Below are 26,071 nucleotides of genomic sequence, written 5' to 3'. Positions count from 1 at the left end.
TGACCTTCGGGCGGGGTTGGGGATCGCGCTCCTCGGCAGCTGGAGATCATCGTCAGCCGATGTTCCGGAGAGGCGGGGGTGGGCGCAGGATGAGGGACGGCTGTGTTACTTGGTCCCGGGTGTTGTTGGCGACCGCAATATGAGCACTTGAGCGCTTCTTTGTGCCAGCATTGTCTTCCCTGTATTCCTGCTAAAAACGAACCGGAGAGCATCCGCCGGGTTGTAACAGGCCGGAAGTTCATCACCGTTCGCGTCGACGCGTGTAGTCGACGCGAGTCGATGTTAGGCACCGGCCAGAGAGTGTGTCAAACATCACACCAACTAAGCTGGATGATGACGAAAACCGCAGGAAGCCGCGGAAATCTTGCCTCCGCGAGGCGTCTAAGATTGACGTGGCGCGTCGACGGGGAAGCCAATCCGACGCCGTCGAATCACCTGCCCAACAACGACGCTAGGGGGATGTACGCGTGGCTACGATGGCCGACGTCGCCCGTGCGGCAGGCGTTTCCCGCAGCACGGTGTCCTACGTCCTCAGCGGCGCCCGCCCCATTTCAGAGGCCACGCGAGAGCGGATCATCCGCGTCATGCGGGAACTCGACTACACCCCCAACGTTCTGGCGCAAGGCTTGGCGGGCAAACGAACCGGCATCATCGCCCTGCTCCATCCTCCTGGCGAACAAGGCTTGAACCTCACTGAGTTCGAATACATCCAGACGGCGGCGGAGCAAGTCCGCGCCGACGGATACCACTTGCTGCTGTGGCCGATCGCATCGACGGATATCGACGAAGTGCACAAAGTGGTTTCCCAGGGCTTGGTGGAAGGCGTCCTCCTCATGGAAATCCAGCCGGAGGACCAACGTGTTACGGCCCTTGTGGAGTCCCGCATTCCGTTCACGATGATCGGCCGGCCGTCCGAACCTGCCGATTTGTCTTATGTCGATGCCGACTTTGACGCTGGCGGTGTCCTCGCCGTGGAACACTTGGCAGCCCTCGGACACAAGGAAATAGCATTCCTGGGCCGCTCCGAGGGATTTGTCGCCGCCATTTTCCGGGCCAAGGAAGCCGTTGTGGCCGCCGCAGCCCAGCACGGGGTGGAGCTGCGGGTCTTCATGTGCCCCGCGACAATTCCTGCCGGCCGGGAGATTTTCGAGGAGATCCAGCACACCGCCCCGGGAGTGACGGCGGTCATCGGAATCAACGAAGGCGCGACCGTCGGCCTCATGGACGCCGCCGAACTGGCCGGGATGTCAATTCCCGGCGAGCTATCGATTGTCGCGCTGAACATGAGCGAAGGAATGGCCGAACGCGCCCACCCCGCGCTGACCAGCGTGTCCTCCTCTTCCGAGGACATGGCCCGGCTAGCCGCGAAGGACCTGATTCGACGGCTGCGCGGCGAAGAAGCATCCATGGTGCAGGTCCTCTTCGAACCCCGCTTGGTGGTTCGAGGCAGCAGCGGTCCGGCAACGCGCCGACGCCGCGGCCAGTGAGCTGGCGGCCACCGGCCCGGACAACAGAAGGCCCTGCCCGCCGCCGCCCGTCGCCGCCCGTCGTCGGAGGCTAACCAAGGCATCCACATAGTAAGACAAAAATGCTCAATATATGGACACTAGAGCAGGATGGTCTTGGCCCCGCGCAAATGCCGCCAAGGAGGACAGACCATGAGTGTTCAGACGGAGAGCATCACAACTCCGGCAAAGGCCTGGGGCATGCTTGTGCTCGGAGTCAGCGCCCAGACTGCCGGCACCGCATTCGTCAGCGTGCCAGCGTTCCTGATTCCCGAACTCCATACGAAACTGGGGATGCCGCTGGCCCAGGCCGGCTTCCTCGCTGCGGCGCCCACTGTTGGCATGGTGCTCACCCTTATCGCTTGGGGCGCGCTGGCTGATATCTTCGGCGAGCGCTGGGTCATTTCCAGTGGACTCGCGTTGACGGCCCTGGCCGCCCTGGGCGCGATCCTGGTTCCTGGCTACGTCTCGCTCGGAATTTTTGGCCTGTTGGGAGGGGCTGCAGCTGCCAGTTCGAATGCGGCAAGTGGACGCGTGGTGGTTGGCTGGTTCCCGCGGAATCGCCGCGGGCTCGCCATGGGCATACGCCAAATGTCCCAACCGCTCGGCGTCACCGTCGCGGCCCTAAGTGTTCCCGCGATCGCGGCAGGGCACGGCGCCGCTGCGGCAATGGTGCTGCCGATGGCGCTCAACTGCGTACTCGCGATCGCCTGCGGAATCGGGATTGCCAATCCCCCGCGTCCGGCCCCCAAACAAGGTTCCACCCCGAATCCTTACCGGACCGGCTCTTTCCTCTGGCGTATCCACGCCGTGTCCGTCCTGCTCGTCATCCCGCAGTTCACGCTGAATACGTTCGGGTTGGTCTGGCTGATCGCGGTGGCCGGAATGGGGAGCCTCGACGCCGGACTGGTCGTCAGTGCGGCGCAGGTGGCCGGGGCCGTCGGGCGAATCGTCGTGGGCGTGTGGAGCGACCGGATCGGAAGCCGGGTCCGGATCCTGCGATGGGTTGCTGCCGCTGCGGCCCTCACCATGGTGCTTGCCGCGCTCACGGATATCGCCTCGCTGCGCCCGGTGGCAGCCATCGCGTTCGTCGTGGCATCCGTTGTCAGCGTCGCGGACAACGGGCTGGCCTTCACTTCAGTGGCAGAGGCATCCGGTCCGGCGTGGTCGGGCAAGGCCTTGGGAGCCCAGAACACGGGCCAGTTCCTCGTAGCCTCCGCAGTTGCGCCCACTGTAGGCGCACTCGTAGCGGGGCTCGGATACCCTCTCGCCTTCTGCCTTGTGGCCATCGCGCCGCTGGCCGCCATCCCCCTCGTGCCGGCACGGGACGCCCACGCCGAATAGGCCTCTCCGGGCACCCAACTGACGGCTTCCGCCAAAGGCGCCCGGGCCGCCGTCGGGGTTTGCTTTCCAAGTAATCCCAGTCCCTCCCACGGGCCGGGGACCGCGGCGTAGCGTGGATGCCATGACACACAGCGAGGACGTGCAGAAATTCCTGACCTCCCGACGGGCCAGGATCACGCCCGAGGAAGCCGGACTCCCGGCCTATGGAGGGAACCGGCGCGTCAAGGGCTTGCGCCGCGAGGAAGTCGCCATGCTCGCCGGGATGAGCATTGACTACTACATCCGGCTCGAACGCGGAAACCTCACCGGCGCCTCGGACAGCGTCCTGGAAGCCCTCGCCCGGGCACTCCAGCTCGACGACGCCGAAACGGCCCACCTTTTCGACCTTGCCCGGGCAGCTACCGCCGCTCCCCGCGTGCGGCGCAAGCGCAGCCCGCAAACGGTACGCCCAAGCGTGCAGCGCGTGATTGACGCAATCACGACGGCGCCCGCTTGGGTCCGCAACGACCGCGGCGACGTCCTGGCCGCCAATGAGCTCGGCATGGCCCTCTACCTGGACATGATGGCCGAAGAAACCACCCCGCCCAACAGTGCCCGGTTCACCTTCCTGAACCCGAAGGCACGCGAGTTCTTCGCCGACTGGGAGCGCAGCGCGGACGATATCGTCGCCGTGCTCAGGTCCACCGCCGGCAAAAACCCGTACGACAAGGACCTCACCGACCTGATCGGCGAACTCTCAACACGCAGCGAAGAGTTCCGCAAGCGCTGGGCCCGGCACGACGTCAAATACCACCGGACCGGACGCAAACGCCTCCACCACCCCATCGTCGGAGACCTGGACCTCAGCTTCGAAGCCCTCGAACTGCCCGCCGACCCCGGCATGCGCATCAATGTCTACACCGCCGACCCCGGCACTCCCTCCGATGACGCCCTGAAAGTCCTGGCAAGCTGGGCCGCGACCCAGCGGACGACACCGCAAGGGACCATTGGGCAGGCCTCCGATGACGCCCGGACACCCTGGGACGCACCTACCTTGATCCAGCGTTGTTCGCGGGCGGATTGACGGATGCCGTCCGGGGGTGGCGCAGGAGCGTTCGGGATCGTTCCTTCTTCTTCCAGGCCCGCGTCCGCTAGAGAACGTAGGTGCCGGTCTGCCGTTGCGAAGCCGGTCTCCGTTGGCAAGAATGGCCTCCGCGAGGGTTCGCCCCGGCTCCCGTTGGCCGGCTCGTCCGGCGCTCAAGACGAACTCGGTGTCCCCCAGTGGCGGCAGATCTTCCTTGACCGGCCGAAGGCCCTGCGGGACGAGTCCCTGGACATGCGCCATGACTCCGAGACCGGCCAGCGCTGCCGCCGTGAGTCCACTGAGGCTTCCGCTGGTGCACGCAATGTGCCAGGGGCGTTTGGATCGCCCTAGCACTTCGATGACCCGCGCACGGGTAATGCTTGGCGGCGGATAGACGATAATCGGGACCGGTTGTCCCGGCTCAAGCCGGAAGTCCTCAGCAGCCGCCCACGCCAGCGGCTCGCGCCAAACCAGGCGCCCGCCGTCGCCCTCGCCGAGTCGTTTGGCCAACACGAGGTCCAACGCCCCCGCCGCCAACTGCTCGTGCAGGATGCCACTGAGTTCGACCGTGAGTTCGAGATCCACCATCGGATGGGCACGCCGGAAACTGCGCAGGATTTGGGGAAGTTCAGAGACGACCAGATCCTCCGACGCACCGAAGCGCAGGCGTCCCCGCACAGGACTGTTCGCGAAATATCTGGCGGCCCGCTCGTTGGTGTCCAAGATGCTGCGCGCGAAACCCAACATGACCTCGCCCTCGGCGGTGAGCTCCACTGAACGGGTATCGCGCAGAAAAAGCCGCCGTCCGGCCGCTTCCTCAAGCCGGCGCACATGCTGGCTCACCGTCGACTGCTGCAGGCCGAGCCTCCGGGCGGCACTCGTGAAGCCGCCAGTCTCGGCAACCATGAGAAAGGATTGCAGCTGCACTGGATCGAACACCCTGCCAGCATAAGCGATTGATCAAGATTCATGATCACATTCAGAGCAGCCAGCTACTTTTGCAATAGGCCCGGCGGATTGGAGAATCGATAGATGCCCCGCGTTTTTTCTGCCCTCTTCCGCCGTGTGGATCCGTTCATCATGTGCCTGCTCCTGACCATCGTCGTAGCCTCGCTCCTCCCGGCACGAGGCGCCGCAGCCAGCGGCGTGGGCGGGCTGCAGACGGTGGCCGTTGCCTTGCTGTTCTTTTTGTACGGCGCGCGGCTTTCACCGCGGGAGGCCCTTGACGGGCTGCGCCAGTGGCGGCTGCACGGCATCGTCTTCGCGGTGACTTTCGCGCTTTTCCCCTTGCTTGGCGTATTGGTCCGCGTGCTTGAGCCTGGCCTTCTCGGACCGCAACTGTACCAAGGGGTGCTCTTTCTCTGTCTGCTTCCCTCGACGGTGCAGTCCTCGATCGCCTTCACCTCGATCGCCCGCGGCAATGTTGCGGCGGCCATTTGCAGTGCCACGTTCTCTAATCTGATGGGCATTCTCGCAACCCCGCTGCTGGCCGCCCTGTTGCTTAACGTCACGAAAAGCGGGGCCGACTTCGCAGGTCAGGTGTTGGATATTGTCCTGAAGCTACTCGTGCCCTTTATAGGCGGTCAGCTCGCCAGGCCATGGATTGCCGGATGGATCCGCCGACATAAGCGGATGACAACACTCGTGGATCGTGGCTCCATCCTGATCGTCGTCTACGGGGCGTTCAGTGAAGGCGTCGTAGGAGGAATCTGGGGCCAGCTCACGCCGCCCCGGCTTGTCGGGCTGCTCCTCGTGAACGCGCTGCTGCTGGCCGCAGTGCTCGCCGCGACCAGCTACGGGAGCCGCCGGATGGGATTCGCCAGGGAAGATCGGATCGCGATCATCTTCTGCGGTTCAAAGAAGAGCCTGGCAACAGGCGTGCCAATGGCTTCCGTGCTGTTCGCCGGACCTACCGTCGGGCTCATGGTGCTCCCCCTGATGCTCTTCCATCAAATGCAGCTCATGGTCTGCGCCGGACTGGCCCGACGCTGGGCGGCGAAAGCCGATGTGGATCACGCTGCGATCAGCTAGAGTACGAGCGTATTTAAGGTAAACAGACACCTCACGCCTGCATTCGTTCCGGGCGGTCCGGATGGATCGTCGCCAAAAACACCCCCAAAATTTACTAAGCATGCTTATAATTGCGTCTAACCCGCACTGGTCTCCGGACCGGGAGGCCGGGCAGGGATGCGGAGGGAACGAAGATGTCCACAGGAAGAGTGAAGTGGTTTGATCCGGAGAAAGGCTATGGCTTCATAACCCAGGACGACAACGGCCCGGACGTGTTCATCCATTCCTCAGCCCTCGCCGGACGCGGATACCTGTCCCTGGATGGTGACCAACGGGTGTCCTTCGACATCCTCCAACCAGGCAAAGGACTGCACGCGGACAACGTGCAGCCCTTATAGCCCGCAGCGGCCCCACCCTCCCCCAACTGTGGAGGACGTGTTGTGGCCAGCGGAATTCAATAGATAAAAACCAACAAACAAGGGAGACCCCATGTTGCTTTGGATCGCCATTATTCTCGCCGTACTCTGGCTTCTCGGCCTGCTCACCAGCATTGGAGGCGGGTTCATTCACCTGCTTCTGGTCATCGCCGTCATCGTGCTGATCGTCCACTTCGTGACCGGCAGATCCCGCGTCTGACCGTACGGCCTGAGGGCCCGGAGTGCCGCCCCAACGGGCTGGCACTCCGGGCCCTCGCTCCGTCATATGAGCGCGGTCTTATGCGCGCGCGGGCTTCATTCGCATGGCCCGCAGGGCGGTGAGCGCGAACACGGCGCCGAGCGGAAGGGCGACGACGGCGGCGCTCAGCCACGCGCCGGTGCCTTGCCAACCTTGGACGGCGGCGTTGAGTGCCAGTAATCCCGTCCCTGCGGCGGCGAGGAGGAAGGCCGCGGCCGCGAGCGAAGGGACGAGGCCTGCAGGTAGGGCGGTGTCGCGGGGAAGCACCCGCCAAACGAGCAGCAACACAAGGCCAAGCACACCCAGCGCAACACGGTATTCGACAATCTCGCCCCAGTGGTGCGCTGCTGCAGCCTGGGCGCAGTCCAAGCCAGGATAGGGGGCTTGCAGGACCGCACATCTGGCGGCCGTGTAGGCGACGCCGGGAAGGTCGCCCGACACAAAGCCGGCGCCCCAGACCCGGCCGAACAGCTCGGAAAGAGCGCCGCTCAGCCCGACGGCGATCGCACCCACCGCGGCCAGGCCCACCAACGGGCGGACCAACGCTCGCAGCGGAAGCCGGGCGACGTCCCGGAGTGATGGCCGCAAGACCGGGGTGACCGTGCCGACCGGACCGAAGCGGCGGACAGCCTCACGCTCGGCATCCAGTGCGTCAAGGCCCTGGCCACGCAACCGGGCGGCGCTTTCACGCAGGTGCGCCTCCGTCTCCGCCAGGAGCCTGCGCACGGCCGCCGGGTCGCCGTCGTGCGTGGCCGCGAAAAGTTCATCGAGGTACGCGTCAATGGGCCCGTCGTCGGCCCCGGCGCCGTTCTCCGCGCTCACGATGCCGCCCCAAGAACGCCCCACACCGCCGTCGAGAAGCCTTTCCACTCCTCTATACGCCGGGCTAACTCGGTGAGCCCTGGCGTGGTGAGCGCATAGACGCGCCGCCGTCCGCCGGCATCCTGAGCCCAGCGGCTCGCCACCCACCCGGTTGCTTCGAGCTTGTGCAGCGCCGGGTATACCGAGCCCTCCTGGAGCTCAAGCCGCTCCCCGCTGCGCTCGTGAATGCGTGCGATCAGCGCGTAACCGTGCGTCTCCCCCGCCCCGAGCGAACCGAGTAGCAAAAGGTCTAGCTGTCCATTCACCGAACTCCGTCCCATACCTAGAGAGTCTAGGTATGGATGGGGGTGTCGGCAAGAGTACCTCAGGGCCGGGACTACCCTCGATGCGAAGCTGTCACTTGACGCATGGGATTGATCCGCATTGAAGTGCTCCGGTCGAATCCGCAGAGGTGCTGGTTGCGGGTCCTTGGGTCGGAGCACCGCTGGCGGCTGCCTGCTCATCGGTTGGAGCCTTTCAGGGAAGGGGTCTTTGATGGTCCTGTGGTGGAATCTACGCGGCGGGGATTCAGCCGCCAAGAGCGAGTTGGACGACGCGGACGATGACCAGGATCATCGCGATCAACAGGTAGGCCCGCAGGACGGCGAGTCCGGCCCGGCGAGCGGTGGAAAGCTTCGGGGCTTTCAGCAGGGCCAAGGGCGGCATCCTCCAGTCGCGGCGGTCGGCGCGGTTCACGGTGTCCCTTGCGGAAGCAGACCGGAAGACACCGTAGACCGCGTAGGCGATGCACCCGAAGAAGCACACTGCACTTCCGATGAGGATGATCGCGACGATCGTCTCGCCGGTCATACCCGGGAACAGGACGCTTGAGGTGAGAACCAGGGACAAGATCACCAGGATGCCGATGATGAACGCGGTGAAGATATTCAGGAACCTGCCGTTGACCCACGGGCCCAGGACCTCCTTGTCGTTGCACAGCAAAAGCAGGAACACGGTGGCCGAAGGCAGGAGGACGCCAGCAAGGACCTGGACGCCCACCGTCAACAGCCCGAGCGGGGCTCCGGGGATCAGGACCACGGTTGCCGATACCAGCAGGATCCCGGCGAAGACGGCGTAGAAGCCCTTGGCGTCGGAGAACTTGCGGTGGAGGGAGTGCTTCAGCCCAAGGACGTCGCCGAGCGCGTACGAGGTGGAGAGCCCGACTGCCGCGGCGCCGATGATCGAGGCATCAATCAAGGCGACGGCGAAGAGCACGCCCGCGGTTTTCCCGACGTACTTTTCGAGGCCTTCAGCGACGCCGCCGGCGTCGATGAAGTTCCCGAACTCGGGCCGACCGGCGAACGTTGCCGCCGTGAACCCGATGATCGCCGCGGCTCCGACAACGACGATTACGATACCGATCCAGAGATCGGCCTTTTCGTAGTTGATGAACCGCGGAGTGATGCGCTTGTCGATCAGGTACGACTGCTGGAAGAACAGCTGCCACGGCGCGATCGTGGTGCCCACGATCCCGATGATCAGCAGCGTCACCGTGGACAGATCCGAACCGGCAGGGACGCCGGGGACAACAAAGTCGTGGGCCATCTGGCCCAGGTCCGGGTGCACCATGACGATGATCGGAACCAACAGCAGCGACCCCGCGACGAGGATCATGCAGACCCGTTCGAAGCGCTTGAAGGATCCCGTGGAGGCCGCGCCGATGATGACCGCGGCCGCAACCAAGACCCCGATGACCTTCGGAATGCCCAGGTAATCAAGGCCCAGGCTGATGCCGATGAACTCAGTAACGATGGTCAAGGCGTTGAGGATGAAGAGGTCGATGACGCTGAACGCGCCCCAGAACTTGCCGAACCGCTCCAGGATGAGACGGGCATGTCCCACCCCGGTCACAATGCCCAGGCGCAGCACCATTTCCTGGTTCACGTACAGAACCGGAACCAGCAGCAGGAGGGTCCACAACAGAGCCGTGCCGTAGTCCTGGCCGCCCTGCGCGTACGTGCCGAAAGCTCCGGCGTCGTTGTCTCCGACCATGACGATCAGGCCGGGCCCGACGACAGCCAGCAAGGTCTTCAGCCTCGCTTTCCAACCGCTGTGGCTCGCCACCTGATCGACTTTGATTGTTCCGAATGCACCCTTGATGTCGCCGATGTGGGCGGCATCAAGAGCTGCGGGCGTGTTGTGCTCCGCCGGAGCGGGGGGCAGGCGGGTGTTGAGGTTTGAAGGCATGGGTGTGTCCTTCCCGGACATGACAGCATGCACCCGGACACACGCCAAAGGTGCCGCCGGGAAGGCGGCGGAACAGGCGTCGCCGGGCGACGAAGAGGGAAATGTTGGGCAGGCTAGGCCTGCACTAGAAGCCGGGTTCAGTACCGCAGCTGGATTTAGTACCGCGCGGAGGCGGCACCGCTGGATCGACTATCATCGCCACTCACGAGTGACCACCTCCAATCGGCGCTCTGCACAGCCAGGGAGGAGGCCGGGTATCCCACCCGGCGGCTGCCCCTCCTCGTAAGACCTTTGGCACTTCGCGGCGTAACCCGGTATTCCGGGAGCCAATCGGGGCAACCCCTTAACCCGGGGGAGCCTGTCCTGACCCGAGGCGTCTCTCGACGTTGGGGGTCGCTGGCATGTATCCGCGAAGGAGCCTCAGCTAACGAACGGCACCTTGCGATTTGATGATAGGTCGCCTGCCCGGTCTTGACAAACCGCGCTTCAGAGGAGTCGTCGAACCAAGGGTCCCTGAAACGGGTCATCCTTGAAACAGCATCCCGACGATTCCGGACCGCCCAATGATCACCGCTCCGAGGAGGACATAGACCACCGGGATTGCCTTGTCTCCTATCCGGCGGCAGTACGCGCGCACCTTGGGATGGGCTGTCAACCAATAGCCGGTGGCGCACCATATCGCCACCATGCCCAGAAAAATCACTACCGTGGCGGCCAGCTCAGCCGGGCCAAGCGAGCGAAAAAGCGGAATGTACACGGAGAGGTTGTCGCCACCGTTGGCAATTGTGACGGCTGCGACCACGGGAACGGTCACGGACCTGAGCTTCGGCGGATCCGGAGATGGGACAGCTACCCTGAATAAGGCGTAGGCACCCAGGAACAAGGGCACCAAACCGAGCAGACCTACCCATTCCAGGCGCACGGGAGCCAGTGCCCATGCGCCGGTGGCGGCCACGATGATCAATATTCCGATCCCGATGTACTGACCGGTCCAAATTCTCCAGAGCCGGGGCTCGGCGAGTGTCCTTGCCGACAGGAACAGGGCGGACAAGACCAACAAGTCATCAAGGTTGGTCGCCGCAAACGCGCCCATTGCCGCGAGAACGACGCCTCCCAGATTTCCCATCCCTCCTGAGGTTACCGGCATTGTGATCTGCAGGAACATTGCTGCCGAGCGCGTGCTAGGTTCCCCTTAACCTACTTCTTCGGGCGGAAGGGACCTCCATGCGCCAGCGCCTTGCCATCCTCGACGACTATCAGGCAGTCGCCTACCAATATGCGCCGTGGGACGACCTCGCCGACGACGGCATCGACGTCACGGTGTTCACGGAGCCTTTCGCGGGCGACCAGGAGACCGTGGCCGCCCTCCGGGATTTCGACGCCGTCATGGCCATGCGGGAGCGAACGGTCTTCGACGCTGCGCGCCTCCGGAACCTTCCGCGGCTGAAGCTCCTGGTCACTACGGGGATGGCCAACGCGGCGATCGACCTGACCGCCGCCAAGGACCTCGGCATCACGGTCTGCGGCACCGGCGGCTCCCCCGACGCCGCTCCGGAATTGACGTGGGCTTTGCTGCTCGCTTTCGCCCGCAGAGTGCCGTTCGAAGACAACCGCTTGCGGACCGGGCATTGGCAGAGCACTGTCGGGTTCGAGCTGTCCGGGAAGACCCTCGGGGTGCTGGGTCTTGGCAGGATCGGCAGCAAGGTGGCCGGCTACGGCCAGGCCTTCGGCATGGACGTCATCGCGTGGAGCCCCAACCTCACGGAGGAGACCGCGACTGCGGCGGGCGCCCGGAAGGTGAGCAAAGAAGGATTGTTCCGGGAGGCCGACGTCGTGAGCGTCCACGTGCGCTTATCGGAAAGGTCCAGGGGGCTCGTCGGCGAGGACGAACTGAGGCTCCTCGGCCCCGGCGGGGTCTTGGTGAACACTTCGCGTGGTCCGGTGGTGGACGAGGCGGCCCTCCTCCGCGGCCTCAATGACGGGTGGCTCGGCGGCGCGGCCCTGGACGTATACGACGTCGAGCCCGTCCCCGCCGGCCACCCCCTGCTCACGGCGCCACGCACCGTACTGACCCCGCACCTCGGCTACGTCACCTCGCAAAGCTATGCCCGCTTCTACGGCGAGGCTTTCGAAGATGTCCGCGCTTGGGCGCAGGGCGTTCCCCTGCGGGTGATCCCTGCCTGAAACTAAATTGTCAGCCCCCTCGTGCACACTGATTCGAAGCGGCCGCGGAAGCGGGATGGCAGGAACTTAGGAGCGCGAAACACCGTGACAACCACAGCAGCCCATGAAACCACCCTGAATGTCGCCGTCGACGTCCGGTTCAGCCCCGCAGGCTTCCCGCTGGCCCTCCGGCACGACGGGCACTTGTGGGTGATCACCGACGAACCAGTGCATTGGTCCGGCGTGGACATCGAGTTCTGGCAGGTACAAGGGAAGTTGTCGTCCACCGCGGCGCCGCGGACCTTCCTGCTCCACCGCGACTCGGGAGCCGCGCAGTGGCTGCTGGAGTCCGTCAGCTGATGGCTGAGCTGTACCGCTCCCCCGTCCCACCGCAGCTATGGGACAGGATCCGGGACGAATTCGGCCTGCCGGCTTTGGACCAAGTCCGTGAACGGCTGGCTGCCATCACCCAGGACCCCGAACCCGTCATGCGGCAGCTCGTGCGCGTCTTCATCGGTGAAGGCACCTACTGCCCCGGCTACCAGTTCCAACAGGACCTATCCCTCAACCCCGTCATGACCCGCCTGTTCCAGCGGGCGATTCACCTGCGGATCCCCCACAACTACCTCGCACTGTGGATGATGACGCCTTGCCCGGCCCTCAACGGAGCCCGCCCGGTGGACCGGCTGAAAGCCGCCGACGGCCCGTTGCTGCTGGCAGCGATGGAAAGCACCTTGGCACGGGCGGTTGCCTGAAAGACCAAGGCAAGTGCCCGATTCGTGGGGGCTTACCGACCCGCTCTTGCGGCCGTTGCGCCGACGGCTTCCGCTTCCTGCGCCTCCAGCTGCGCGGCCAGCGCGCGCAGGGCAGGCAGGGCAAGGTCGATGGCTTCCCGGTGCTGGTCCCCGAGGCCCTCGATGGCACGGCGGATGCGGCGCTCGTTGGCCTGCTGCCAGGCGTCCAGCCGCTCGTGGCCCGCGCCGGATAGGCGCAGGACGACGGCGCGCCGATCGCTTTCGTGGGGCCGCCGCTCGAGCAGGCCTGCGGTAACCATCTGCTGGACGAGGTTGCTGACGGTGTTTCGGGCCAGGTGCTGCCGCTCGGCCAGCTCGCTGACCCCCAACCCCGGCTCCTCGGCGAGGCGTTGCAGCAGCTCCACCTGGGCCATCGGCAGCGACTCCCAGGGCAGCTCCTCCCGGATGCTCGACCGCAGGGTCCTGCGGAGCCGGGTGATGACGTCCGTGAGAGACCAGGCTCCCGCGGCGTCGATGCCTTCTTCACTCATGTACCCAGCCTAAGGGCTGAACTCGGCTCGGATCGGGCTTTGTGTGATGCAGAGACCGGCCAGCACCGTTACGTCGGCCGGTCTTGCGGAATGCGTTAGTGTCCACTAACGTATTTCTTGTGTTGGATGCCTTGGAGATAGCCGCGGAGCCCAACCGGCGACGCCTGCTGCATCTACTCGCCAGCCACGAGCAGTCGGTCGGGGAACTGGCCGCCCATTTCACTGTGAGCCGCTCCGCGGTATCCCAGCACCTGTTGTTACTGGAGCAGGCCGGCATGGTGTCTGCACGCAAAGAAGGACGAAACAGGTATTACAGGCTCGACCCGGAAGGCATGGGCCGGCTCCGCGACCTTGTCGAACAGTTCTGGACCTACGAACTGGATCTGCTGGCCTCGGATGCAGCCGCTCTTGCCCAACGGCGTCACGGGCCCCCGCAACACCAAACGACCCATTCAGCTACTTCACCTCAAGACAAAGGACCACTCCCATGACGTTCGAGAAAACCATTCACCTGCCGGTCGGCACCGACGAGGCCTTTGCACTGATCACCGAGCCGGAGCGTCTGCGGCGCTGGCAGACCGTGGCGGCAAGGGTTGACCTTCGGGTAGGCGGCGAGTACCGCTGGACCGTCACTCCGGGCCACCACGCCGCCGGTACCTTCGAAGAGATCGAGCCGGGCAAGCGCATCGTCTTCACTTGGGGCTGGGAATCCGGGATGGGCCTGGCCCCGGGCGCCTCCACCGTTTCGATCACGCTGGAGCCCGACGCGGAAGGCACCACGCTCCGGCTGGTCCACGAAGGCCTAACGGAGGAACAGGCCGCAGCACATGCCGAAGGCTGGAACCACTACCTGGATCGCCTCATCGCCGAAACGTCCTCTCCGGCCGGCGCCGGTCCGGACGACTGGTCCGCGGCCCCGGACCCGATCGACCACCTCAGCTGCGCCGAGGCATCGCTCGCCGTCCTCCTGGGCGTACTGCGCAAGCTCACCCCGGAAGACCGTGAGAAAGCCACTCCCTGCGAAGACTTCACGGCCCACGAGCTGCTGGAGCACCTGGCCGGGTCCCTGAAGCAGATCGGCGGCGCACTGGGCGCAAACGTGACCGACGAAGCCGGGACGGACCCGGAAGTGCGCATCGCCGAACTCGCCCAAGCCACCCTGGAGGCATTCAGCCGCCGCGGACTCGAGGGCACCATCGACATGGGCTTCGCCGAACTGCCCGCCACCGTCGTCGCCGGGATCATCAACCTCGAGTTGCTGGTGCACGCCTGGGACTTCGCGAAGGCCACCGGCCAGGAACTCGTCGTCTCCGACGTCGTCACCGACCATGTCGAGAGCCTGGCCCTGCTGACCATTTCCGAGGAGGTCCGTGCCAGCGGCAGCTTCGCGGCTGCCCGGCCGGTCACGGAGACCGCCGGCAGCCTCGAACGCCTGATCGCATTCACCGGCCGAACCGTCACCGCTTAAGGTTCTCCAACCACTACCCGTCAAACACATAAAGGAAGCAGGAAGAAAATGTCCAAGTACGTCTTCATCTACCACGCTCCGATGACCCCCGCCGAGGCCGCCCCGCCCGCACCGGAGGACATGGCAGCGGTCATGGAACAGTGGAACGCGTGGGCCGGAAAAGTCGGCGACGGCATGGTCGACTTCGGAACGCCGCTGGCGAACGGCGTCCGCGTTGGCGCCGGCGGAGCCACTGCACCGAGCCAGCGCGAGGTCGCCGGATACAGCATCATCGAGGCCGACACCCTTGAAGCGGCCGTGGAACTCGCCAAGGTCCACCCGCACCTGAACATGCCCGGCGGCTGCGAAATCGAAGTCCACGAGGCCCAGCAGATCCCCGGAATGTAACGACCGGACAAAGTTGACCCAAGCGTGTCCGCGGCAGCCATGCGGCGGCCGCGGACACGCGGCATTGGGCCGGGTCCTATCGTCCTGCGGCTATGTCTAGGAAGTCACGTGCCGCCCCTGCCGGTCCGGCGCCTTTCCAGATGGCGGTGAGTTGCCGTTCCAAGGGCTGTTCATAGGGTATTTCGAGGAGGCGACCGTCTTTGAGCGCTCCTTCGACGGCGAGTCGGCTGAGGACAGCCGGTCCCATTCCGGCGATGACGCTTTGGCAGATGGCGGCGTTGCTGTTGAGTTCAACGATCGGCCGGGAGCGTTGCCGGCCGATAGCGCGATCGAGAAAGGCCCGCGTTCCCGATCCCTTTTCCCGTTCGACCAGCGGGGTCCGGGCTAGCTCAGCTTCTGTCAGGGGCTGTTGACGGTTTGCCCAGGGGTGGCCGGTTGCCGCGACGACGACTATCTGGTCTGTCCATGCAGTCTGGGACTGCAGATGGCCGGGGATCTCCGGGGTTTCGACGAAACCCAGCGGAGCCTGCCCGGAGGTGATCGCTTCGATGACCTGTTGGGAATTCATGATGCGCAGGGCGGTCTTGACTGTTGGCATGCGCGCTTGGAAGGCTGTGAGCCAGCCCGGGACAAGGTGCTCGGCGACAGTCATGCTGGCGCAGATGGCCAGTTCTTCATCGGCGGGAGTTGCCAAAGCGGCTGCGCCGGCGACGAGTTTTCCCAGGCTCTCGAAGACGTCCCTGGCCCATTCGACGGTCAGTATTCCTTCCGCGGTCAATGTTGATCCGCGGGTTGACCTGGTGACCAGGGTGTATCCGAGGCGCCGTTCCAAGGTTCTGAGGCTTCGGGAAGCGTTGGATTGCTCCATGCCGACCGCCCGGGCGGCGGCGCTGAGGCTGCCGTGGTCCGCAATGCCGGTGAGCAGGCGCAGTGAGGGCAAGTGAAGCCAGTGTTCGATTTGTGCGGCATCAGGGGGCATATCTTGATGATATGGCAGTGATGGCGAAGCGGGGACTACTGCCGTTCCTGGCAGCATGCGAAATTGTTTTCATGGGTTACAACAGCCACGAAACACGCCTCGCCGAGACAAAGGCACCGTACCCCGGGACCTCGTCGGCGCATTCCGGACCAACACCCTTTGGCCGGGGAGCGGGACGTGGCCGCTGGGCGGGACGTGGCCTCGGGGCGGGACGTGGCCTCGGGGCGGGGCGCCTTCTTCCGGGGGCTTTCGTGTGCGTGGCCGGCGGTCTGGGTGCGTGGGCGATCGCCGCTGTGTCGCCTGGGACAAGTCCATTGCTCATCGCCATTGTTCTGGGAGCGCTTTGGCGCAATCTCCTTCCCGTGCCCGGACGCTTGTCGCCCGGCGTTGCGGCATCATCCAGGACGCTGCTTCGGGCCGGCATTGTGCTGTTGGGCCTGCAACTCTCGCTCTCCTCGATCCTGCAGCTCGGCCCCGGAGTACTGCTGGTTGTGGTCTTGTCGGTGGGCATCACGTTCGTGGCCACGCTCTGGCTGGGAAAGGTGTTGAACGTGGGGTCCGTGCAGACCCTTCTGATTGCATCAGGCTTTTCAATCTGTGGCGCCGCCGCGGTGGCCGGCACGGCGAATGCGACAAAACCGAAAGAGGAGGAAGTGGCCACGGCCGTGGCCTTGGTCGTCCTTTTCGGGACGCTGATGATCCCCTTCCTGCCTTTCGTAGGAGGGTTGTTGGGACTGCCGCAGAAGGCCCTGGGCATGTGGATTGGCGCGTCGACCCACGAGGTGGCCCAGGTTGTGGCAGCCGCTGGCGCCGTGGGCGGCCCGGCGCTGGCCGTGGCGGTGACTGTCAAGTTGGCGCGTGTGCTCACGCTTGCCCCGATCGTCGCCGGCATTTCGCTCCACAGGCGCAGGACCGAACCCAAGGGCGCCGGCAAGATGCCACCGATCGTTCCCCTGTTCATCATCGGATTCGCGGCAGCGGTCCTCCTGCGAACCTCGGGAATTCTCCCGGCCGGCGTCCTGGGAGCTGCCCAGACGTTCCAAACGATGCTGCTGTCCGCGGCGATGTTTGCCCTCGGCCTCGGCGTACACATCAAGACCATCCTGCACTCGGGGAAACGACCCTTGATGTTGGGCCTGCTCTCCACAGCCATCATTGCGACCGTTTCCCTAGCCGGGACAGCATTGTTCTGACGGGGCCCGCCATCCTGCGCCATGTCCAGCTGTTCCGCCAGGGCCGTTGCACGGGCCCGCTAAACCCTGCCCCCTGAAGTCCAACGCTTTGGCGGCGGATAGACGTAACGCGCGATCGTCGTCGATATCCAGCCGAGGCAGTACCCCGCGAAGATGTACAGGAATGTCTGGGCACGGTCCGGGCGAATTGCAAACACGACCGACAGGACAATGGCCCAGGCCACGGCGAGTCCGATGCTGTAGTACCAGTAGTTTCTGCGCAGGTTCATGGAAGCCACCAATCCGCCAATGAGGCTGTAATTTCATGTTCGCGCTTTGTGGTCCGCGCAACAAGGGCGATGCGCCGGCCAGCCTGTTCACTGAATTCCAGCGGCCCGTTCCGGGCCCGATGCGTAAGCATCCCGCCGTGTTCACCCCCTGTTACCGATGCGGTTGTACTGTGACGGCGTGAACATGATTGTGGGCGCCGGGTATTCGGTTCTTGATATCGACGACGACGATCCCGTCCTGCTGGGACCTGACGGAACACCGGTGGACACCTGGCGGGAGGACTACCCGTACGCCGAGCGCATGGACCGGGACCGCTATGAGCACGACAAGCGCCTGCTGCAGATCGAACTCCTCAAGCTGCAGAACTGGGTCAAGGCCAACGGCCGGCGCATCGTCATCGTCTTCGAAGGACGCGATGCCGCCGGCAAGGGCGGAACCATCAAACGCTTCACGGAACACATGAACCCGCGCGGCGCCCGGGTTGTGGCGCTGGAGAAGCCCAGCGACCGCGAACAAGGCCAGTGGTATTACCAGCGGTACCTCAGCCACCTTCCCACCACGGGCGAGATCGTTATGTTCGACCGCTCCTGGTACAACCGCGCAGGTGTTGAGAAGGTCATGGGATTCTGCACGGAAGCCCAGTACAACCTCTTTGTCCGCCAGACGCCGGCGTTCGAGAAACTCCTGGTCGAGGACGGCATTGACCTGATCAAGTTCTGGTTCTCGGTCAGTCGCGCCGAGCAGCGGACCCGCTTCACGATCCGGCAGATCGATCCGGTCCGGCAATGGAAGCTCTCCCCCATGGACTTGGCTTCCATCGACAAATGGGACGCGTACACCAGCGCCAAGGAACGCATGTTCAAGCGCACGGATACCCGGCACGCCCCCTGGACAGTGGTGAAGTCCAATGACAAGAAACGCGCCCGGATCGAGGCCATGCGCCACGTGCTAAGCCTGTTCGACTACGACAACAAGGACCACCAAACGGTCGGAACCCCCGACCCCCTCATCGTCGGCCCGGCATCAGCGGTCGTCGGGGCCGGCGAAGAATTCTGACAACGCCTCGCCCACCCCACTTTGCTGACAGATCACTGTAAAGTGTCTGTATGCCTAGGATTACGGCCGCGAGCAATGCGGCGCAACGCGCTGAGACCCGACGCCGGATCCTGACCGCCTTTGGCGAGTTGCTCTTCACGCACGGCTTGCCTGGCCTGACCATGACCGACGTCGCCCGCCATGCCGGAGTCGGACGGACGGCCGTGTACAACTACTACGCGGACATGGAGCAACTCCTGATCGCATACGCGTTGGACGAGACCGAGCGCTTCATTGACGACCTCCGCGATTCCCTCGCTGCCTTGGAGAACCCAGTGGACCGGCTGGCCCTCTACGTCCGCGCCCAAGTGGAGGACCTCAGCCGCCGCCACTTGCCGCCCGGGCCCGCGATGGCGGCTGTCCTCTCACCTTCGTCCTTCGCGAAGCTCGCTGACCACGTGGGCGAGCTCAACCTGCTGCTCCAGGACATCCTGCGCGACGGCATCGCGTCAGGCTACCTTCCGCCCACGGACGTGGAACAACTCGCGCGCCTCATCCACGGAACGCTTTCGTCCAGCGCTGCCCGGGGAAACGGGGCGGAGGCAGAGGAGTTGGAGGAGCGGTTGGTCCAGACGGTGCGGTTCATCCAGTTGGGCGCTGGAGCAAGGTTCGACGACGGCGGCCTGCCCGCGCGCCTCAGCTGACAGTCCCGCCGGGCTACTTCGACGTCGGGACGATCGGCAGCTTCGAGTTGTCCGCGATCCGCTGGTCTTCGCGGGGACAACTCAGCTTGCCCGGGGTGTTGTCCACGAGTCCTGCCTGGACCAGCGTTGAGAACCCCGGCGCGAGGATGATGTCCACGGACGCGTTCGAGCGCTGGTCCTGGAAGTAGTCGGTCCCCGCGATGTTCCGCTGGATATTGAACGCCGCGGCCTGCCCGCTGGATCCGGACACGACCACGGCCGTGCCCGTGTAGCTTGTGGTCGTGTTGTCGACGCCAAGCACTTTGTATCCCCGTGCCGTCAACTGGTCCGCGACGCTTTTCGCGAGGCCCGCCTTCCCCGTGGCATTGAAGACGTTGACGCTCACCTTGTTGTTGGGCGTGTAGTCGAAAACGGTGGCGGGACAGAGCGTGGCCGGCGTCTGCGTGATGGCAGCCGAGGGAAGACGGATGACACCGTTCATGACGGCGATCGCGCCCACGATCCCGGCAGCGATCACTCCAACCAGCAATACCAGGACAATTCCGTGCAGGAGCCGGCGGCGTAACCACCCGGGGTGGCCTTCCGGACCGGGAACATCGGTGAACGTGGCGCGCAATTCCGAACCACTGACAACATGATGCCCGTGGAGCCGCGTCATGTCTTTGGGACGCTTCGGCTGCTTCCTCGGGTTGCCGTTCTCGGGCACCTCTACCTGCTCTTCCGGGATTGTCTCGTTAACCATCTATCACCAGCACACGGGCATGGATTGCGCTGCGTTGGTGGAGCGCGGAGCGCACGGCCCGGTGGAGCCCGTCCTCGAGGTAAAGGACTCCCTGGTATTGGACGACGTGCGGGAAAAGATCGCCGAAAAAGGTGGAATCCTCGGCCAGCAAAGCCTCGAGGTCCAAAGTGCGTTTGGTGGTGACGAGTTCATCGAGCCGGACCGGGCGCGGGGGGAGCGAGGCCCAGTCTTTTGGCGTGGCATAACCATGGTCGGGGTACGGGCGTCCCTCGCCCACAGCTTTGAAGATCACTGTGCCAGCCTAGAGAAGTCAGGCGTCCAAGGGAACTTTCAAGAAGCGGGCCTCCAAGGTTGTGGCCAAAAGGTAACCGTTGCCTCCCAAGGCCAGCGCCGCCGTCGTTCGTCACACCCGGCCGGCGCGGCGCAGGACTGACAGAATGGAATCATGACTGTTGACACTCCGGCCGCCACACACCCGGCTGCTCCCGCCCTCGCCCTGCTCCTCGACGTCGACGGTCCTGTGGCGAGTCCCGTGACCCGGGACGTGAAGCCGGAAATCATCGCGGACCTCGTCAAGTTGGCCTCCGCGGGCATTCCAGTCATTTTCAACACCGGCCGCTCGGACGCGTTCATCCGTGAGCAGGTCATGGCGCCCATGATCGCGGCGGGAATGCCCGCGGGAACCGTGGTCCACGCGATTTGCGAAAAAGGCGCTGTCTGGTTCAGTTACACCTCGCTCGGCGCGGGCCCCATCCACGTGGACCACGAGCTTGCCGTGCCAAAGGCTTACGGAGACGACATCCGCCGGATGGTGGCCGAAGACTACGCAACGCACATGTTCTTCGACGAAACCAAGCGGGCCATGGTGTCCGTCGAGCAGCAGTTGGACGTGACCAGCGAAGACTACCTGGCCGAGCAGAAGCTCTTTGACGCTGACGCTTTGGAGCTCCTGGCCCGGCACGGCCTCGCCGCCGCGCTCGTGGACCGCCACGAACCGGGTTCCGACGACGCCGCGGACTACCGCCTCGACCCCACCATCATCTCCACGGACATCGAGTCCATCCGGCTCGGCAAGGACCTCGGCGCCAGCCGCGCGGTGGAACTCCTCGCCGCCCAGGGCATCACCCCGAAGGCTTGGCGCACCGTGGGAGATTCACGCACGGACTATGCCATGGCCGATTGGCTCCACTACAACGACCACGTCGTCCAGCACATCGATGTCCGCCCCGCGGACGGCGTGCCGACCAAGCCCTACGACATCCTAACCGCGGCCGACCTCGGCTTCGGCGAGGAAACCATCCACGACGACGCCGGAGGCGCCTTCCTGCGCAGCTGGCGTGAAACCCTGGTGGGCTGAGCCCGCCCCAGTCCACGCTCCACCACGACTTTTTTGGAGGCAGCAATCAACGCCATGGACCAGCAAGCGATCTACTTCGGCAGCCCGGCCTCCGACGACGACACCGTCGTTCCCGAGCCGACGTCGCCGGCCGCCGATGCGCGCCTTAAGCACCGTACCGACGTCGTCCGCCACCGCAGGCGCTACACCCTCGTGAATACGAACCGGACGCCGCAACAGGCAATGGTGGAGGACCTTCTCCTTGTCCGCGAGGCGTTGGACGCGGCAGGCCTCGACTTCATCCTGGTCCGCGGCAACGATCACCGGCCCGTGATCGCCGTGGACTGGAAGGTCCGGAAGAAACTACGCCAGGCGTTGGTCACCGCGTTCCGGAACGAACCGTTCTATTGCATGGCCGTTGACACCCGTAAAAAGGGCACGCTGCTCGTGGCTGACGGCGAGCTGTCGAACAACCGGAAAGCCCGCATTTTCCGGCTCTTCCGTCCGCGTGTGGAACCCGGTGGCGGGCTGACGTACGGTCCTTCCCTGGGCGTGCAGCTGGAATTGTGGGAGTTCGACGGCGAACAGCTCGTGCTGCCGGTGGAAAACTCGCTGACCCGGCGGACCATGCTGCGGCAGGACGCCGTGCGCGGCACCGTGGAGCGCCACGGGTTGAGCTGGCCGACCATCGAGAACATGTTCGCGGACCACGCGAGCGATATCGATTTCGACGTCGACATCGTCTTTTCCTGGGTGGACGGCAACGATCCCGCGTACATCGCTGCCCGGCGCGCGCAGATGAAGGATGTCGTCGTGGGCTCGGGTGATGACAGCGAGGCCCGGTTCCGCCAAATCAACGAACTCAAGTACGCGCTGCGTTCGGTGTATATGTACGCGCCGTGGATCCGCCGCATCTATATCGCCACCGACTCCCCCGTCCCGAAGTGGCTCGCGGACCACGCGAGCGTAAGGATCGTGCGGAGCGAGGAATTCTTCAAGGATCCTACGGTCCTGCCCACGCACAACTCCCAGGCCGTGGAATGCCAACTGCACCACATCGACGGTCTTTCGGAGCATTTCCTGTATTCGAATGACGACATGTTCTTTGGCCGGCCCGTAGCACCGGACATGTTCTTCACTCCGGGCGGGATCACCAAGTTCATCGAAGCCAACACACGGATCGGCCTTGGGGAGAACGACGCCGAGCGCAGCGGCTTCGAGAACGCAGCGCGCGTCAACCGGAAACTGCTGTGGGAGCGGTTCGGGCGGATCACCACCCGCCACCTGGAGCACACGGCGGCTCCTTTGCGTCGCAGCGTGATCGACGAAATGGAGCGGGAGTTCCCGGCGGAATTCGCCAAGACCGCGGCCAGCCGGTTCCGCGCGGCTGACAACATCTCCGTGACCAACTCGTTCTATCACTACTACTCGCTGCTCACGGGACGGGCTGTGACGCAGACGGCGGCCAAGGTCAAGTACGTGGACACCACGTGGTGGTCCGGGCTCCACTACCTGCCTACCCTGTTGTCCAAGCGAAACATGGATTTCTTCTGCCTTAACGACGGCAGCTTCCCCGAGGTAGAGGCCGACGAACGCGAACGGCTCGTCACGGACTTCCTCGAAAAGTACTTCCCGATCAAGGCCCCGTGGGAGAAATAGGCCCCAACTTCCGCTCATGTGTGGCAAGTAATTATCCAACTTTCCGTCGGTAAGTTACCCCGCGTTAGCCTTCTGTCTGGTTGTATGGGGTTTATTGGGGCAGACACTGGAGGCGCCGTCTCCTACCGACCCGAAGGTAGCAATGGAGCTCATCGAGGCTGAACATCCTCGGCCGAACCACGTCCTTCTCCACGTGAGCGACCCCCATTTGTTGGGCGGCACGGAACCCCTTTACGGCGCCGTGGACAGCGAAGCCAAGCTGCGGCAAATTTTCGAGGAAATCCGCGCGTCGAGGGTCCGCCCCGAAGCCGTGATCTTCACGGGCGACCTGGCCGACCAAGGCGAACCTGGCGCCTACGCCAAGCTGAAGGAGATCGTCGAGCCCGCTTGCCGCGCAATCGGCGCGCACGTCATTTGGGCGATGGGCAACCACGACGACCGCGGCAACTTCCGGGCCGGCCTATACGGCCAAGTGGACAATGACGCACCGGTCGACCACAGATACTTCCTGAACGGCCTGCGGATCATTACCTTGGACACCACCGTTCCCGGGTTCCATCACGGCGAACTCAGCGAGGAACAGCTCGACTGGTTGGCTGCGGAACTTGAAACCCCGGCGCCCGAGGGCACCATCCTCGCCCTCCACCATCCGCCGATTCCGAGCGTCCTCGACCTCGCGGTGTTGGTGGAGCTGCGCGACCAAACCGCACTGGCCGACGTCGTACGCGATACCGACGTCCGCTCGATCCTGGGCGGCCACCTGCACTATTCGACGACGGCCACGTTCGCCGGGATCCCGGTATCGGTGGCTTCCGCAACTTGCTACACGCAAGACCTGAACGTCCAGCGGGGCGGCACGCGGGGGCGGGACGGCGCCCAAGGCTACAACCTGGTGCATGTCTACGACGAAACGATCGTGCATTCGGTGGTTCCGTTGGGCAGCTCCCCGACCGTCGGCGACTATGTCAGCCCGGAAGAGACCAGACGCAGGCTGGCCGAAGCCGGTGTCCACATTCCGCAACGGAAAACACAGGACCGCAGGGCCAAAGCCGGGGCCGGATACGCCGGAGCACCGCGCCGCTAGCGCGCCACTCCTTGCTCGACCGGGCGCCGCTCACCTATCGGACCCTCCCGGCCTACCGGCGTCGACACTTCGCCGACACCTGCGCGAGCGTCAGTTGCTCGCCCCTTCGAGGGCGGTTTCGATCGCGCCGATCAACTCTTCGGAATCGGGCTCGACGGCGGACGGGAAGCGAGCGAGCACCTCGCCTTCGCGGCTCACGAGGAACTTCTCGAAGTTCCACTTCACTCTTTGCGGCGCGGAACCATCTTCAGTACGCGTCAATTCGGCATACAGCGGATGCTGCTCCTTGCCGAGGATGTTGGCCTTGCTCGTCAGCGGGAACGACACCCCGAAGTTGCGCTGGCAGAACTCGGCGATCTCGGCGTCGGAACCCTGCTCCTGGCCGCCGAACTGGTTGCACGGCACCCCGAGGATCTCAAGCCCCTGGTCCTGATATTTCCGGTAAAGCTCTTCGAGTCCCGCGTATTGGCGAGTGTATCCACACGCCGACGCAACGTTGACCACCATCACGGCTTTCCCCTCGAAACGGCGGAAGTCGCCCTCGGAGCCGTCATTGAACGTGAGCGGGATGCTGTAGAGCGGGGACATTGAAACGCTTCCTTACGACGTCGAAACTCGGCAAATTGCCGCCTTCGAGTCTACGTGGCGCGCGGGAGCTTAGCCTCGCCGGGGAAGGAGCGCCTAAGGTTTCGCGACCGGCGTCGATGGCTTCGTGCTGGCGGTGGCAGTGGCCGAGCTGGTCGGCGACGGGCTCGCGGGCGGCGGGCTTGCGGGCGTAGTCGGCGCCGGGCTGCTAACGGGGGCAGTCGGGGCCGCTTGTGTTTGCGTCACGGTTGGCAGCGGGACAGTTACCACGGGAGCTTGGGTCACCGGCGCTTGCGTGACCACGGGAGCTTGCGACGTCGCTTGGCCGGGCGTTGTTGCCTGGGTCTGGCTTGGCGTCGGGCTCGGTGTGACGCTCGGCTCGGCGGTCGTCGCGCTCGGGGTGGGGGTTGGAGTCTTGATGGGGGTCGGCGTCACCGTCGGCGAGGGGGTAACGGTAGGCGTTGGAGTCGCCGTCGGCGAGGGGGTCGCCGTCGTACTGGGGGTCGGCGTCGTACTGGGGGTCGCCGTCGGGTTGGTGCTCGCTGAAGGCTGTGCCGTCGTCGCACTCGGCGGCGCAACTGTTGCCTCCTGCACCCCGCCGGTCACGGCTTGTTGTGCAGGCACCGCACCCGGATCGGTGGGAATGGCTCCCGGGACGGACCAGACTGAACCGGGCGAGGTGGCTGTTGCGGAACCGGGCTGGTAGCTGACCATGGGGATGTCGCCGAGGGGATCCACCTGCTTTGTCGGCAGGAAGGTCCAGTTCATCGGGTTGGTGTACACGCCGTTGAGGATTGTCTCGAAATGCAAATGGCAACCGGTGGAAGAACCGGTGGTTCCTACCCGGGCGATCACTTGGCCCACCCGCACCGATTCCCCTTTGGTTACGGCGATCCCTTGAAGGTGGTTGTAGGTGGTGACCAGGCCGTTGCCGTGATCGATTTCCACGCGGTTGCCGCCGCCCCAAGGGTGCCAGCCGACAGCACGGACCACTCCCGAGTCGGCGGCGTAGACAAGCGTTCCGCAAGCCGCGGCGAAGTCCTGGCCCCAGTGGAATTCGCCGGGCAAGCCGGTAATGGGGTCTATCCTCAGCCCGAAGGGCGAGCTTGGGACCAGCGTTACAAGCGGGGCGTAGAGCTTCCCGGCACCAGGCCGGTCAAGGGAGCTGGAGGCAACGTTGAGTGTGCCCACGCCGTTCTTGTCCAGGGTCTGCACCGGAGACCGTTCAAACGACACCGTGGCGTTGCCGCTGGCCGGCACCGGTGCCGAGGATTGGGTGGACGGCACGGCCGCGCTGCTTGTTGGACCTTCCGTGGGAAGCATACCGGGTCCTACTTGTCCCATGGCGAGCGACGAATCGGCAGCCAAGGTTCCATCCACGGACCGGCCCGAAGCGGGTCCTTGGAAGCCGAATGCGAGCATCACCATGACAGCCAGGAAGCATGCCGACACGACTCGACGGAATTTTCTTGAAAGAACCAGGTCAACAACCTGGCCGGACTCGTGATGCTTACCCACAACAACTCCCGGGACAGG

At 64.6% G+C, this 26,071-nt stretch carries 29 protein-coding genes, 1 pseudogene and 1 riboswitch; of the genes and pseudogenes, 18 read left to right on the top strand and 12 right to left on the bottom strand.

Features of this window, described 5'->3' with window-relative positions; translation table 11 throughout:
* Window positions 1-476: 476 nt before the first annotated feature.
* From ABCW42_RS01990 to ABCW42_RS01980, 3 genes are all read left to right on the top strand, one after another.
* Window positions 477-1,487, top strand: coding sequence for a LacI family DNA-binding transcriptional regulator (locus tag ABCW42_RS01990; RefSeq protein WP_423184779.1), 1,011 nt, complete (start codon window positions 477-479; stop codon window positions 1,485-1,487).
* Between the two features lie 171 nt (window positions 1,488-1,658).
* Complete coding sequence (locus ABCW42_RS01985) at window positions 1,659-2,849, top strand: MFS transporter (protein WP_423183284.1); 1,191 nt, start codon at window positions 1,659-1,661, stop codon at window positions 2,847-2,849.
* Window positions 2,850-2,970: 121 nt separating this feature from the next.
* Window positions 2,971-3,912, top strand: a complete 942-nt coding sequence (locus ABCW42_RS01980; protein WP_423183283.1) for a helix-turn-helix transcriptional regulator — start codon at window positions 2,971-2,973, stop codon at window positions 3,910-3,912.
* 291 nt (window positions 3,913-4,203) lie between these two features.
* On the opposite strand, the pseudogene ABCW42_RS01975 reads toward ABCW42_RS01980, so the two are convergent.
* Window positions 4,204-4,818, bottom strand: a pseudogene (locus ABCW42_RS01975) (LysR family transcriptional regulator); the annotation flags it as partial.
* Between the two features lie 126 nt (window positions 4,819-4,944).
* On the opposite strand from ABCW42_RS01975, the gene ABCW42_RS01970 reads away from it, so the two are divergent.
* The 3 genes from ABCW42_RS01970 to ABCW42_RS01960 all read left to right on the top strand — a co-directional run bounded on the left by ABCW42_RS01970 (window position 4,945) and on the right by ABCW42_RS01960 (window position 6,558).
* A complete protein-coding gene (locus tag ABCW42_RS01970; RefSeq protein WP_423183282.1) occupies window positions 4,945-5,943 on the top strand; it encodes a bile acid:sodium symporter family protein in 999 nt (332 codons plus the stop codon).
* Between the two features lie 173 nt (window positions 5,944-6,116).
* On the top strand, window positions 6,117-6,320 hold the full coding sequence (locus ABCW42_RS01965) for a cold-shock protein (RefSeq protein WP_423183281.1): 204 nt from the start codon (window positions 6,117-6,119) through the stop codon (window positions 6,318-6,320).
* A gap of 91 nt (window positions 6,321-6,411) precedes the next feature.
* Entirely contained in the window at window positions 6,412-6,558 is a 147-nt protein-coding gene (locus ABCW42_RS01960) for a lmo0937 family membrane protein (protein WP_423183280.1), read from the top strand.
* Window positions 6,559-6,636: 78 nt separating this feature from the next.
* On the opposite strand, the gene ABCW42_RS01955 is transcribed toward ABCW42_RS01960, so the two are convergent.
* The 4 genes from ABCW42_RS01955 to ABCW42_RS01940 all read right to left on the bottom strand — a co-directional run bounded on the left by ABCW42_RS01955 (window position 6,637) and on the right by ABCW42_RS01940 (window position 10,771).
* Window positions 6,637-7,419, bottom strand: a complete 783-nt coding sequence (locus ABCW42_RS01955) for a permease prefix domain 1-containing protein (protein WP_423183279.1) — start codon at window positions 7,417-7,419, stop codon at window positions 6,637-6,639.
* Window positions 7,416-7,724, bottom strand: coding sequence for a helix-turn-helix transcriptional regulator (locus ABCW42_RS01950; protein ID WP_423183278.1), 309 nt, complete (start codon window positions 7,722-7,724; stop codon window positions 7,416-7,418). Before ABCW42_RS01950 ends, ABCW42_RS01955 begins: the two co-directional genes overlap by 4 nt.
* Before the next feature lie 262 nt (window positions 7,725-7,986).
* Window positions 7,987-9,645 (bottom strand): NRAMP family divalent metal transporter, encoded by a 1,659-nt coding sequence (locus tag ABCW42_RS01945; RefSeq protein ID WP_423183277.1) that lies wholly within the window; start codon window positions 9,643-9,645, stop codon window positions 7,987-7,989.
* Window positions 9,646-9,914: 269 nt separating this feature from the next.
* A riboswitch (M-box (ykoK) riboswitch) is annotated at window positions 9,915-10,084 on the bottom strand.
* Window positions 10,085-10,168: 84 nt separating this feature from the next.
* Window positions 10,169-10,771, bottom strand: a complete 603-nt coding sequence (locus ABCW42_RS01940) for a cadmium resistance transporter (protein ID WP_423183276.1) — start codon at window positions 10,769-10,771, stop codon at window positions 10,169-10,171.
* Window positions 10,772-10,869: 98 nt separating this feature from the next.
* On the opposite strand from ABCW42_RS01940, the gene ABCW42_RS01935 reads away from it, so the two are divergent.
* The 3 genes from ABCW42_RS01935 to ABCW42_RS01925 all read left to right on the top strand — a co-directional run bounded on the left by ABCW42_RS01935 (window position 10,870) and on the right by ABCW42_RS01925 (window position 12,563).
* Window positions 10,870-11,829, top strand: a complete 960-nt coding sequence (locus ABCW42_RS01935) for a D-2-hydroxyacid dehydrogenase family protein (protein WP_423183275.1) — start codon at window positions 10,870-10,872, stop codon at window positions 11,827-11,829.
* A gap of 84 nt (window positions 11,830-11,913) precedes the next feature.
* Window positions 11,914-12,168 (top strand): hypothetical protein, encoded by a 255-nt coding sequence (locus ABCW42_RS01930; protein ID WP_423183274.1) that lies wholly within the window; start codon window positions 11,914-11,916, stop codon window positions 12,166-12,168.
* On the top strand, window positions 12,168-12,563 hold the full coding sequence (locus ABCW42_RS01925; protein ID WP_423183273.1) for a hypothetical protein: 396 nt from the start codon (window positions 12,168-12,170) through the stop codon (window positions 12,561-12,563). The genes ABCW42_RS01930 and ABCW42_RS01925 overlap by 1 nt, the downstream gene beginning before the upstream one ends.
* 32 nt (window positions 12,564-12,595) lie before the next feature.
* On the opposite strand, the gene ABCW42_RS01920 is transcribed toward ABCW42_RS01925, so the two are convergent.
* On the bottom strand, window positions 12,596-13,093 hold the full coding sequence (locus ABCW42_RS01920; protein ID WP_423183272.1) for a MarR family winged helix-turn-helix transcriptional regulator: 498 nt from the start codon (window positions 13,091-13,093) through the stop codon (window positions 12,596-12,598).
* Between the two features lie 98 nt (window positions 13,094-13,191).
* Between ABCW42_RS01920 and ABCW42_RS01915 the strand changes: the two genes are divergently transcribed.
* The 3 genes from ABCW42_RS01915 to ABCW42_RS01905 are packed head-to-tail and all read left to right on the top strand — an operon-like array spanning window position 13,192 to window position 14,948.
* Window positions 13,192-13,584, top strand: coding sequence for an ArsR/SmtB family transcription factor (locus tag ABCW42_RS01915; RefSeq protein WP_423183271.1), 393 nt, complete (start codon window positions 13,192-13,194; stop codon window positions 13,582-13,584).
* A complete protein-coding gene (locus ABCW42_RS01910) occupies window positions 13,581-14,561 on the top strand; it encodes a TIGR03086 family metal-binding protein (protein WP_423183270.1) in 981 nt (326 codons plus the stop codon). The genes ABCW42_RS01915 and ABCW42_RS01910 overlap by 4 nt, the downstream gene beginning before the upstream one ends.
* Window positions 14,562-14,609: 48 nt before the next feature.
* A complete protein-coding gene (locus ABCW42_RS01905; protein WP_423183269.1) occupies window positions 14,610-14,948 on the top strand; it encodes a hypothetical protein in 339 nt (112 codons plus the stop codon).
* A gap of 76 nt (window positions 14,949-15,024) precedes the next feature.
* Here the strand turns inward: ABCW42_RS01905 and ABCW42_RS01900 are convergent, their stop codons facing one another.
* On the bottom strand, window positions 15,025-15,927 hold the full coding sequence (locus ABCW42_RS01900; protein WP_423183268.1) for a LysR family transcriptional regulator: 903 nt from the start codon (window positions 15,925-15,927) through the stop codon (window positions 15,025-15,027).
* A gap of 71 nt (window positions 15,928-15,998) precedes the next feature.
* Between ABCW42_RS01900 and ABCW42_RS01895 the strand changes: the two genes are divergently transcribed.
* Window positions 15,999-17,120 carry a YeiH family protein gene (locus ABCW42_RS01895; protein ID WP_423183267.1) on the top strand — a complete coding sequence of 374 codons (1,122 nt, stop codon included), beginning with the start codon at window positions 15,999-16,001 and terminating at the stop codon, window positions 17,118-17,120.
* A 59-nt stretch (window positions 17,121-17,179) separates the two neighbouring features.
* Here ABCW42_RS01895 and ABCW42_RS01890 read toward each other — a convergent pair whose 3' ends face one another.
* Window positions 17,180-17,389 carry a hypothetical protein gene (locus ABCW42_RS01890; RefSeq protein WP_423183266.1) on the bottom strand — a complete coding sequence of 70 codons (210 nt, stop codon included), beginning with the start codon at window positions 17,387-17,389 and terminating at the stop codon, window positions 17,180-17,182.
* 184 nt (window positions 17,390-17,573) lie between these two features.
* On the opposite strand from ABCW42_RS01890, the gene ppk2 reads away from it, so the two are divergent.
* The gene (ppk2, locus tag ABCW42_RS01885) at window positions 17,574-18,446 is read left to right on the top strand and encodes a polyphosphate kinase 2 (protein ID WP_423184778.1); all 873 of its coding nucleotides are present in this window, start codon (window positions 17,574-17,576) and stop codon (window positions 18,444-18,446) included.
* 50 nt (window positions 18,447-18,496) lie between these two features.
* The gene (locus ABCW42_RS01880) at window positions 18,497-19,129 is read left to right on the top strand and encodes a TetR/AcrR family transcriptional regulator (protein ID WP_423183265.1); all 633 of its coding nucleotides are present in this window, start codon (window positions 18,497-18,499) and stop codon (window positions 19,127-19,129) included.
* Between the two features lie 13 nt (window positions 19,130-19,142).
* On the opposite strand, the gene ABCW42_RS01875 is transcribed toward ABCW42_RS01880, so the two are convergent.
* Both ABCW42_RS01875 and ABCW42_RS01870 read right to left on the bottom strand, forming a co-directional pair.
* On the bottom strand, window positions 19,143-19,787 hold the full coding sequence (locus ABCW42_RS01875; RefSeq protein WP_423184777.1) for a LytR C-terminal domain-containing protein: 645 nt from the start codon (window positions 19,785-19,787) through the stop codon (window positions 19,143-19,145).
* 76 nt (window positions 19,788-19,863) lie between these two features.
* A complete protein-coding gene (locus tag ABCW42_RS01870; protein WP_133205724.1) occupies window positions 19,864-20,163 on the bottom strand; it encodes a type II toxin-antitoxin system VapB family antitoxin in 300 nt (99 codons plus the stop codon).
* A gap of 153 nt (window positions 20,164-20,316) precedes the next feature.
* On the opposite strand from ABCW42_RS01870, the gene ABCW42_RS01865 reads away from it, so the two are divergent.
* From ABCW42_RS01865 to ABCW42_RS01855, 3 genes are all read left to right on the top strand, one after another.
* Window positions 20,317-21,228 (top strand): hypothetical protein, encoded by a 912-nt coding sequence (locus ABCW42_RS01865; protein WP_423183264.1) that lies wholly within the window; start codon window positions 20,317-20,319, stop codon window positions 21,226-21,228.
* A gap of 54 nt (window positions 21,229-21,282) precedes the next feature.
* The gene (locus ABCW42_RS01860) at window positions 21,283-22,866 is read left to right on the top strand and encodes a stealth family protein (RefSeq protein ID WP_423183263.1); all 1,584 of its coding nucleotides are present in this window, start codon (window positions 21,283-21,285) and stop codon (window positions 22,864-22,866) included.
* Window positions 22,867-23,008: 142 nt separating this feature from the next.
* On the top strand, window positions 23,009-23,950 hold the full coding sequence (locus ABCW42_RS01855; RefSeq protein WP_423183262.1) for a phosphodiesterase: 942 nt from the start codon (window positions 23,009-23,011) through the stop codon (window positions 23,948-23,950).
* A gap of 90 nt (window positions 23,951-24,040) precedes the next feature.
* On the opposite strand, the gene ABCW42_RS01850 is transcribed toward ABCW42_RS01855, so the two are convergent.
* Together ABCW42_RS01850 and ABCW42_RS01845 are read right to left on the bottom strand one after the other, a co-directional pair.
* Window positions 24,041-24,538, bottom strand: a complete 498-nt coding sequence (locus ABCW42_RS01850) for a glutathione peroxidase (RefSeq protein WP_423183261.1) — start codon at window positions 24,536-24,538, stop codon at window positions 24,041-24,043.
* A 93-nt stretch (window positions 24,539-24,631) separates the two neighbouring features.
* The gene (locus ABCW42_RS01845; protein WP_423183260.1) at window positions 24,632-25,987 is read right to left on the bottom strand and encodes a peptidoglycan DD-metalloendopeptidase family protein; all 1,356 of its coding nucleotides are present in this window, start codon (window positions 25,985-25,987) and stop codon (window positions 24,632-24,634) included.
* Window positions 25,988-26,071 lie beyond the last annotated feature (84 nt).

This window comes from Arthrobacter sp. NyZ413 (assembly GCF_049390645.1).
In the GTDB taxonomy this organism is placed as follows: Bacteria; Actinomycetota; Actinomycetes; order Actinomycetales; family Micrococcaceae; genus Arthrobacter.
This window is presented reverse-complemented; position numbering and strand designations above follow the sequence as displayed.

Bases quoted from the DNA above. Each gene is read 5' to 3' on its own strand.
- ABCW42_RS01990 (WP_423184779.1), top strand. From the start codon at position 477: ATGGCCGACGTCGCCCGTGCGGCAGGCGTTTCCCGCAGCACGGTGTCC.
- ABCW42_RS01985 (WP_423183284.1), top strand. From the start codon at position 1,659: ATGAGTGTTCAGACGGAGAGCATCACAACTCCGGCAAAGGCCTGGGGC.
- ABCW42_RS01980 (WP_423183283.1), top strand. From the start codon at position 2,971: ATGACACACAGCGAGGACGTGCAGAAATTCCTGACCTCCCGACGGGCC.
- ABCW42_RS01970 (WP_423183282.1), top strand. From the start codon at position 4,945: ATGCCCCGCGTTTTTTCTGCCCTCTTCCGCCGTGTGGATCCGTTCATC.
- ABCW42_RS01965 (WP_423183281.1), top strand. From the start codon at position 6,117: ATGTCCACAGGAAGAGTGAAGTGGTTTGATCCGGAGAAAGGCTATGGC.
- ABCW42_RS01960 (WP_423183280.1), top strand. From the start codon at position 6,412: ATGTTGCTTTGGATCGCCATTATTCTCGCCGTACTCTGGCTTCTCGGC.
- ABCW42_RS01945 (WP_423183277.1), bottom strand. From the start codon at position 9,645: ATGCCTTCAAACCTCAACACCCGCCTGCCCCCCGCTCCGGCGGAGCAC.
- ABCW42_RS01940 (WP_423183276.1), bottom strand. From the start codon at position 10,771: ATGGGAAATCTGGGAGGCGTCGTTCTCGCGGCAATGGGCGCGTTTGCG.
- ABCW42_RS01935 (WP_423183275.1), top strand. From the start codon at position 10,870: ATGCGCCAGCGCCTTGCCATCCTCGACGACTATCAGGCAGTCGCCTAC.
- ABCW42_RS01925 (WP_423183273.1), top strand. From the start codon at position 12,168: ATGGCTGAGCTGTACCGCTCCCCCGTCCCACCGCAGCTATGGGACAGG.
- ABCW42_RS01920 (WP_423183272.1), bottom strand. From the start codon at position 13,093: ATGAGTGAAGAAGGCATCGACGCCGCGGGAGCCTGGTCTCTCACGGAC.
- ABCW42_RS01910 (WP_423183270.1), top strand. From the start codon at position 13,581: ATGACGTTCGAGAAAACCATTCACCTGCCGGTCGGCACCGACGAGGCC.
- ABCW42_RS01905 (WP_423183269.1), top strand. From the start codon at position 14,610: ATGTCCAAGTACGTCTTCATCTACCACGCTCCGATGACCCCCGCCGAG.
- ABCW42_RS01900 (WP_423183268.1), bottom strand. From the start codon at position 15,927: ATGCCCCCTGATGCCGCACAAATCGAACACTGGCTTCACTTGCCCTCA.
- ABCW42_RS01895 (WP_423183267.1), top strand. From the start codon at position 15,999: ATGGGTTACAACAGCCACGAAACACGCCTCGCCGAGACAAAGGCACCG.
- ABCW42_RS01890 (WP_423183266.1), bottom strand. From the start codon at position 17,389: ATGAACCTGCGCAGAAACTACTGGTACTACAGCATCGGACTCGCCGTG.
- ppk2 (WP_423184778.1), top strand. From the start codon at position 17,574: ATGATTGTGGGCGCCGGGTATTCGGTTCTTGATATCGACGACGACGAT.
- ABCW42_RS01880 (WP_423183265.1), top strand. From the start codon at position 18,497: ATGCCTAGGATTACGGCCGCGAGCAATGCGGCGCAACGCGCTGAGACC.
- ABCW42_RS01875 (WP_423184777.1), bottom strand. From the start codon at position 19,787: ATGACGCGGCTCCACGGGCATCATGTTGTCAGTGGTTCGGAATTGCGC.
- ABCW42_RS01865 (WP_423183264.1), top strand. From the start codon at position 20,317: ATGACTGTTGACACTCCGGCCGCCACACACCCGGCTGCTCCCGCCCTC.
- ABCW42_RS01860 (WP_423183263.1), top strand. From the start codon at position 21,283: ATGGACCAGCAAGCGATCTACTTCGGCAGCCCGGCCTCCGACGACGAC.
- ABCW42_RS01855 (WP_423183262.1), top strand. From the start codon at position 23,009: ATGGAGCTCATCGAGGCTGAACATCCTCGGCCGAACCACGTCCTTCTC.
- ABCW42_RS01850 (WP_423183261.1), bottom strand. From the start codon at position 24,538: ATGTCCCCGCTCTACAGCATCCCGCTCACGTTCAATGACGGCTCCGAG.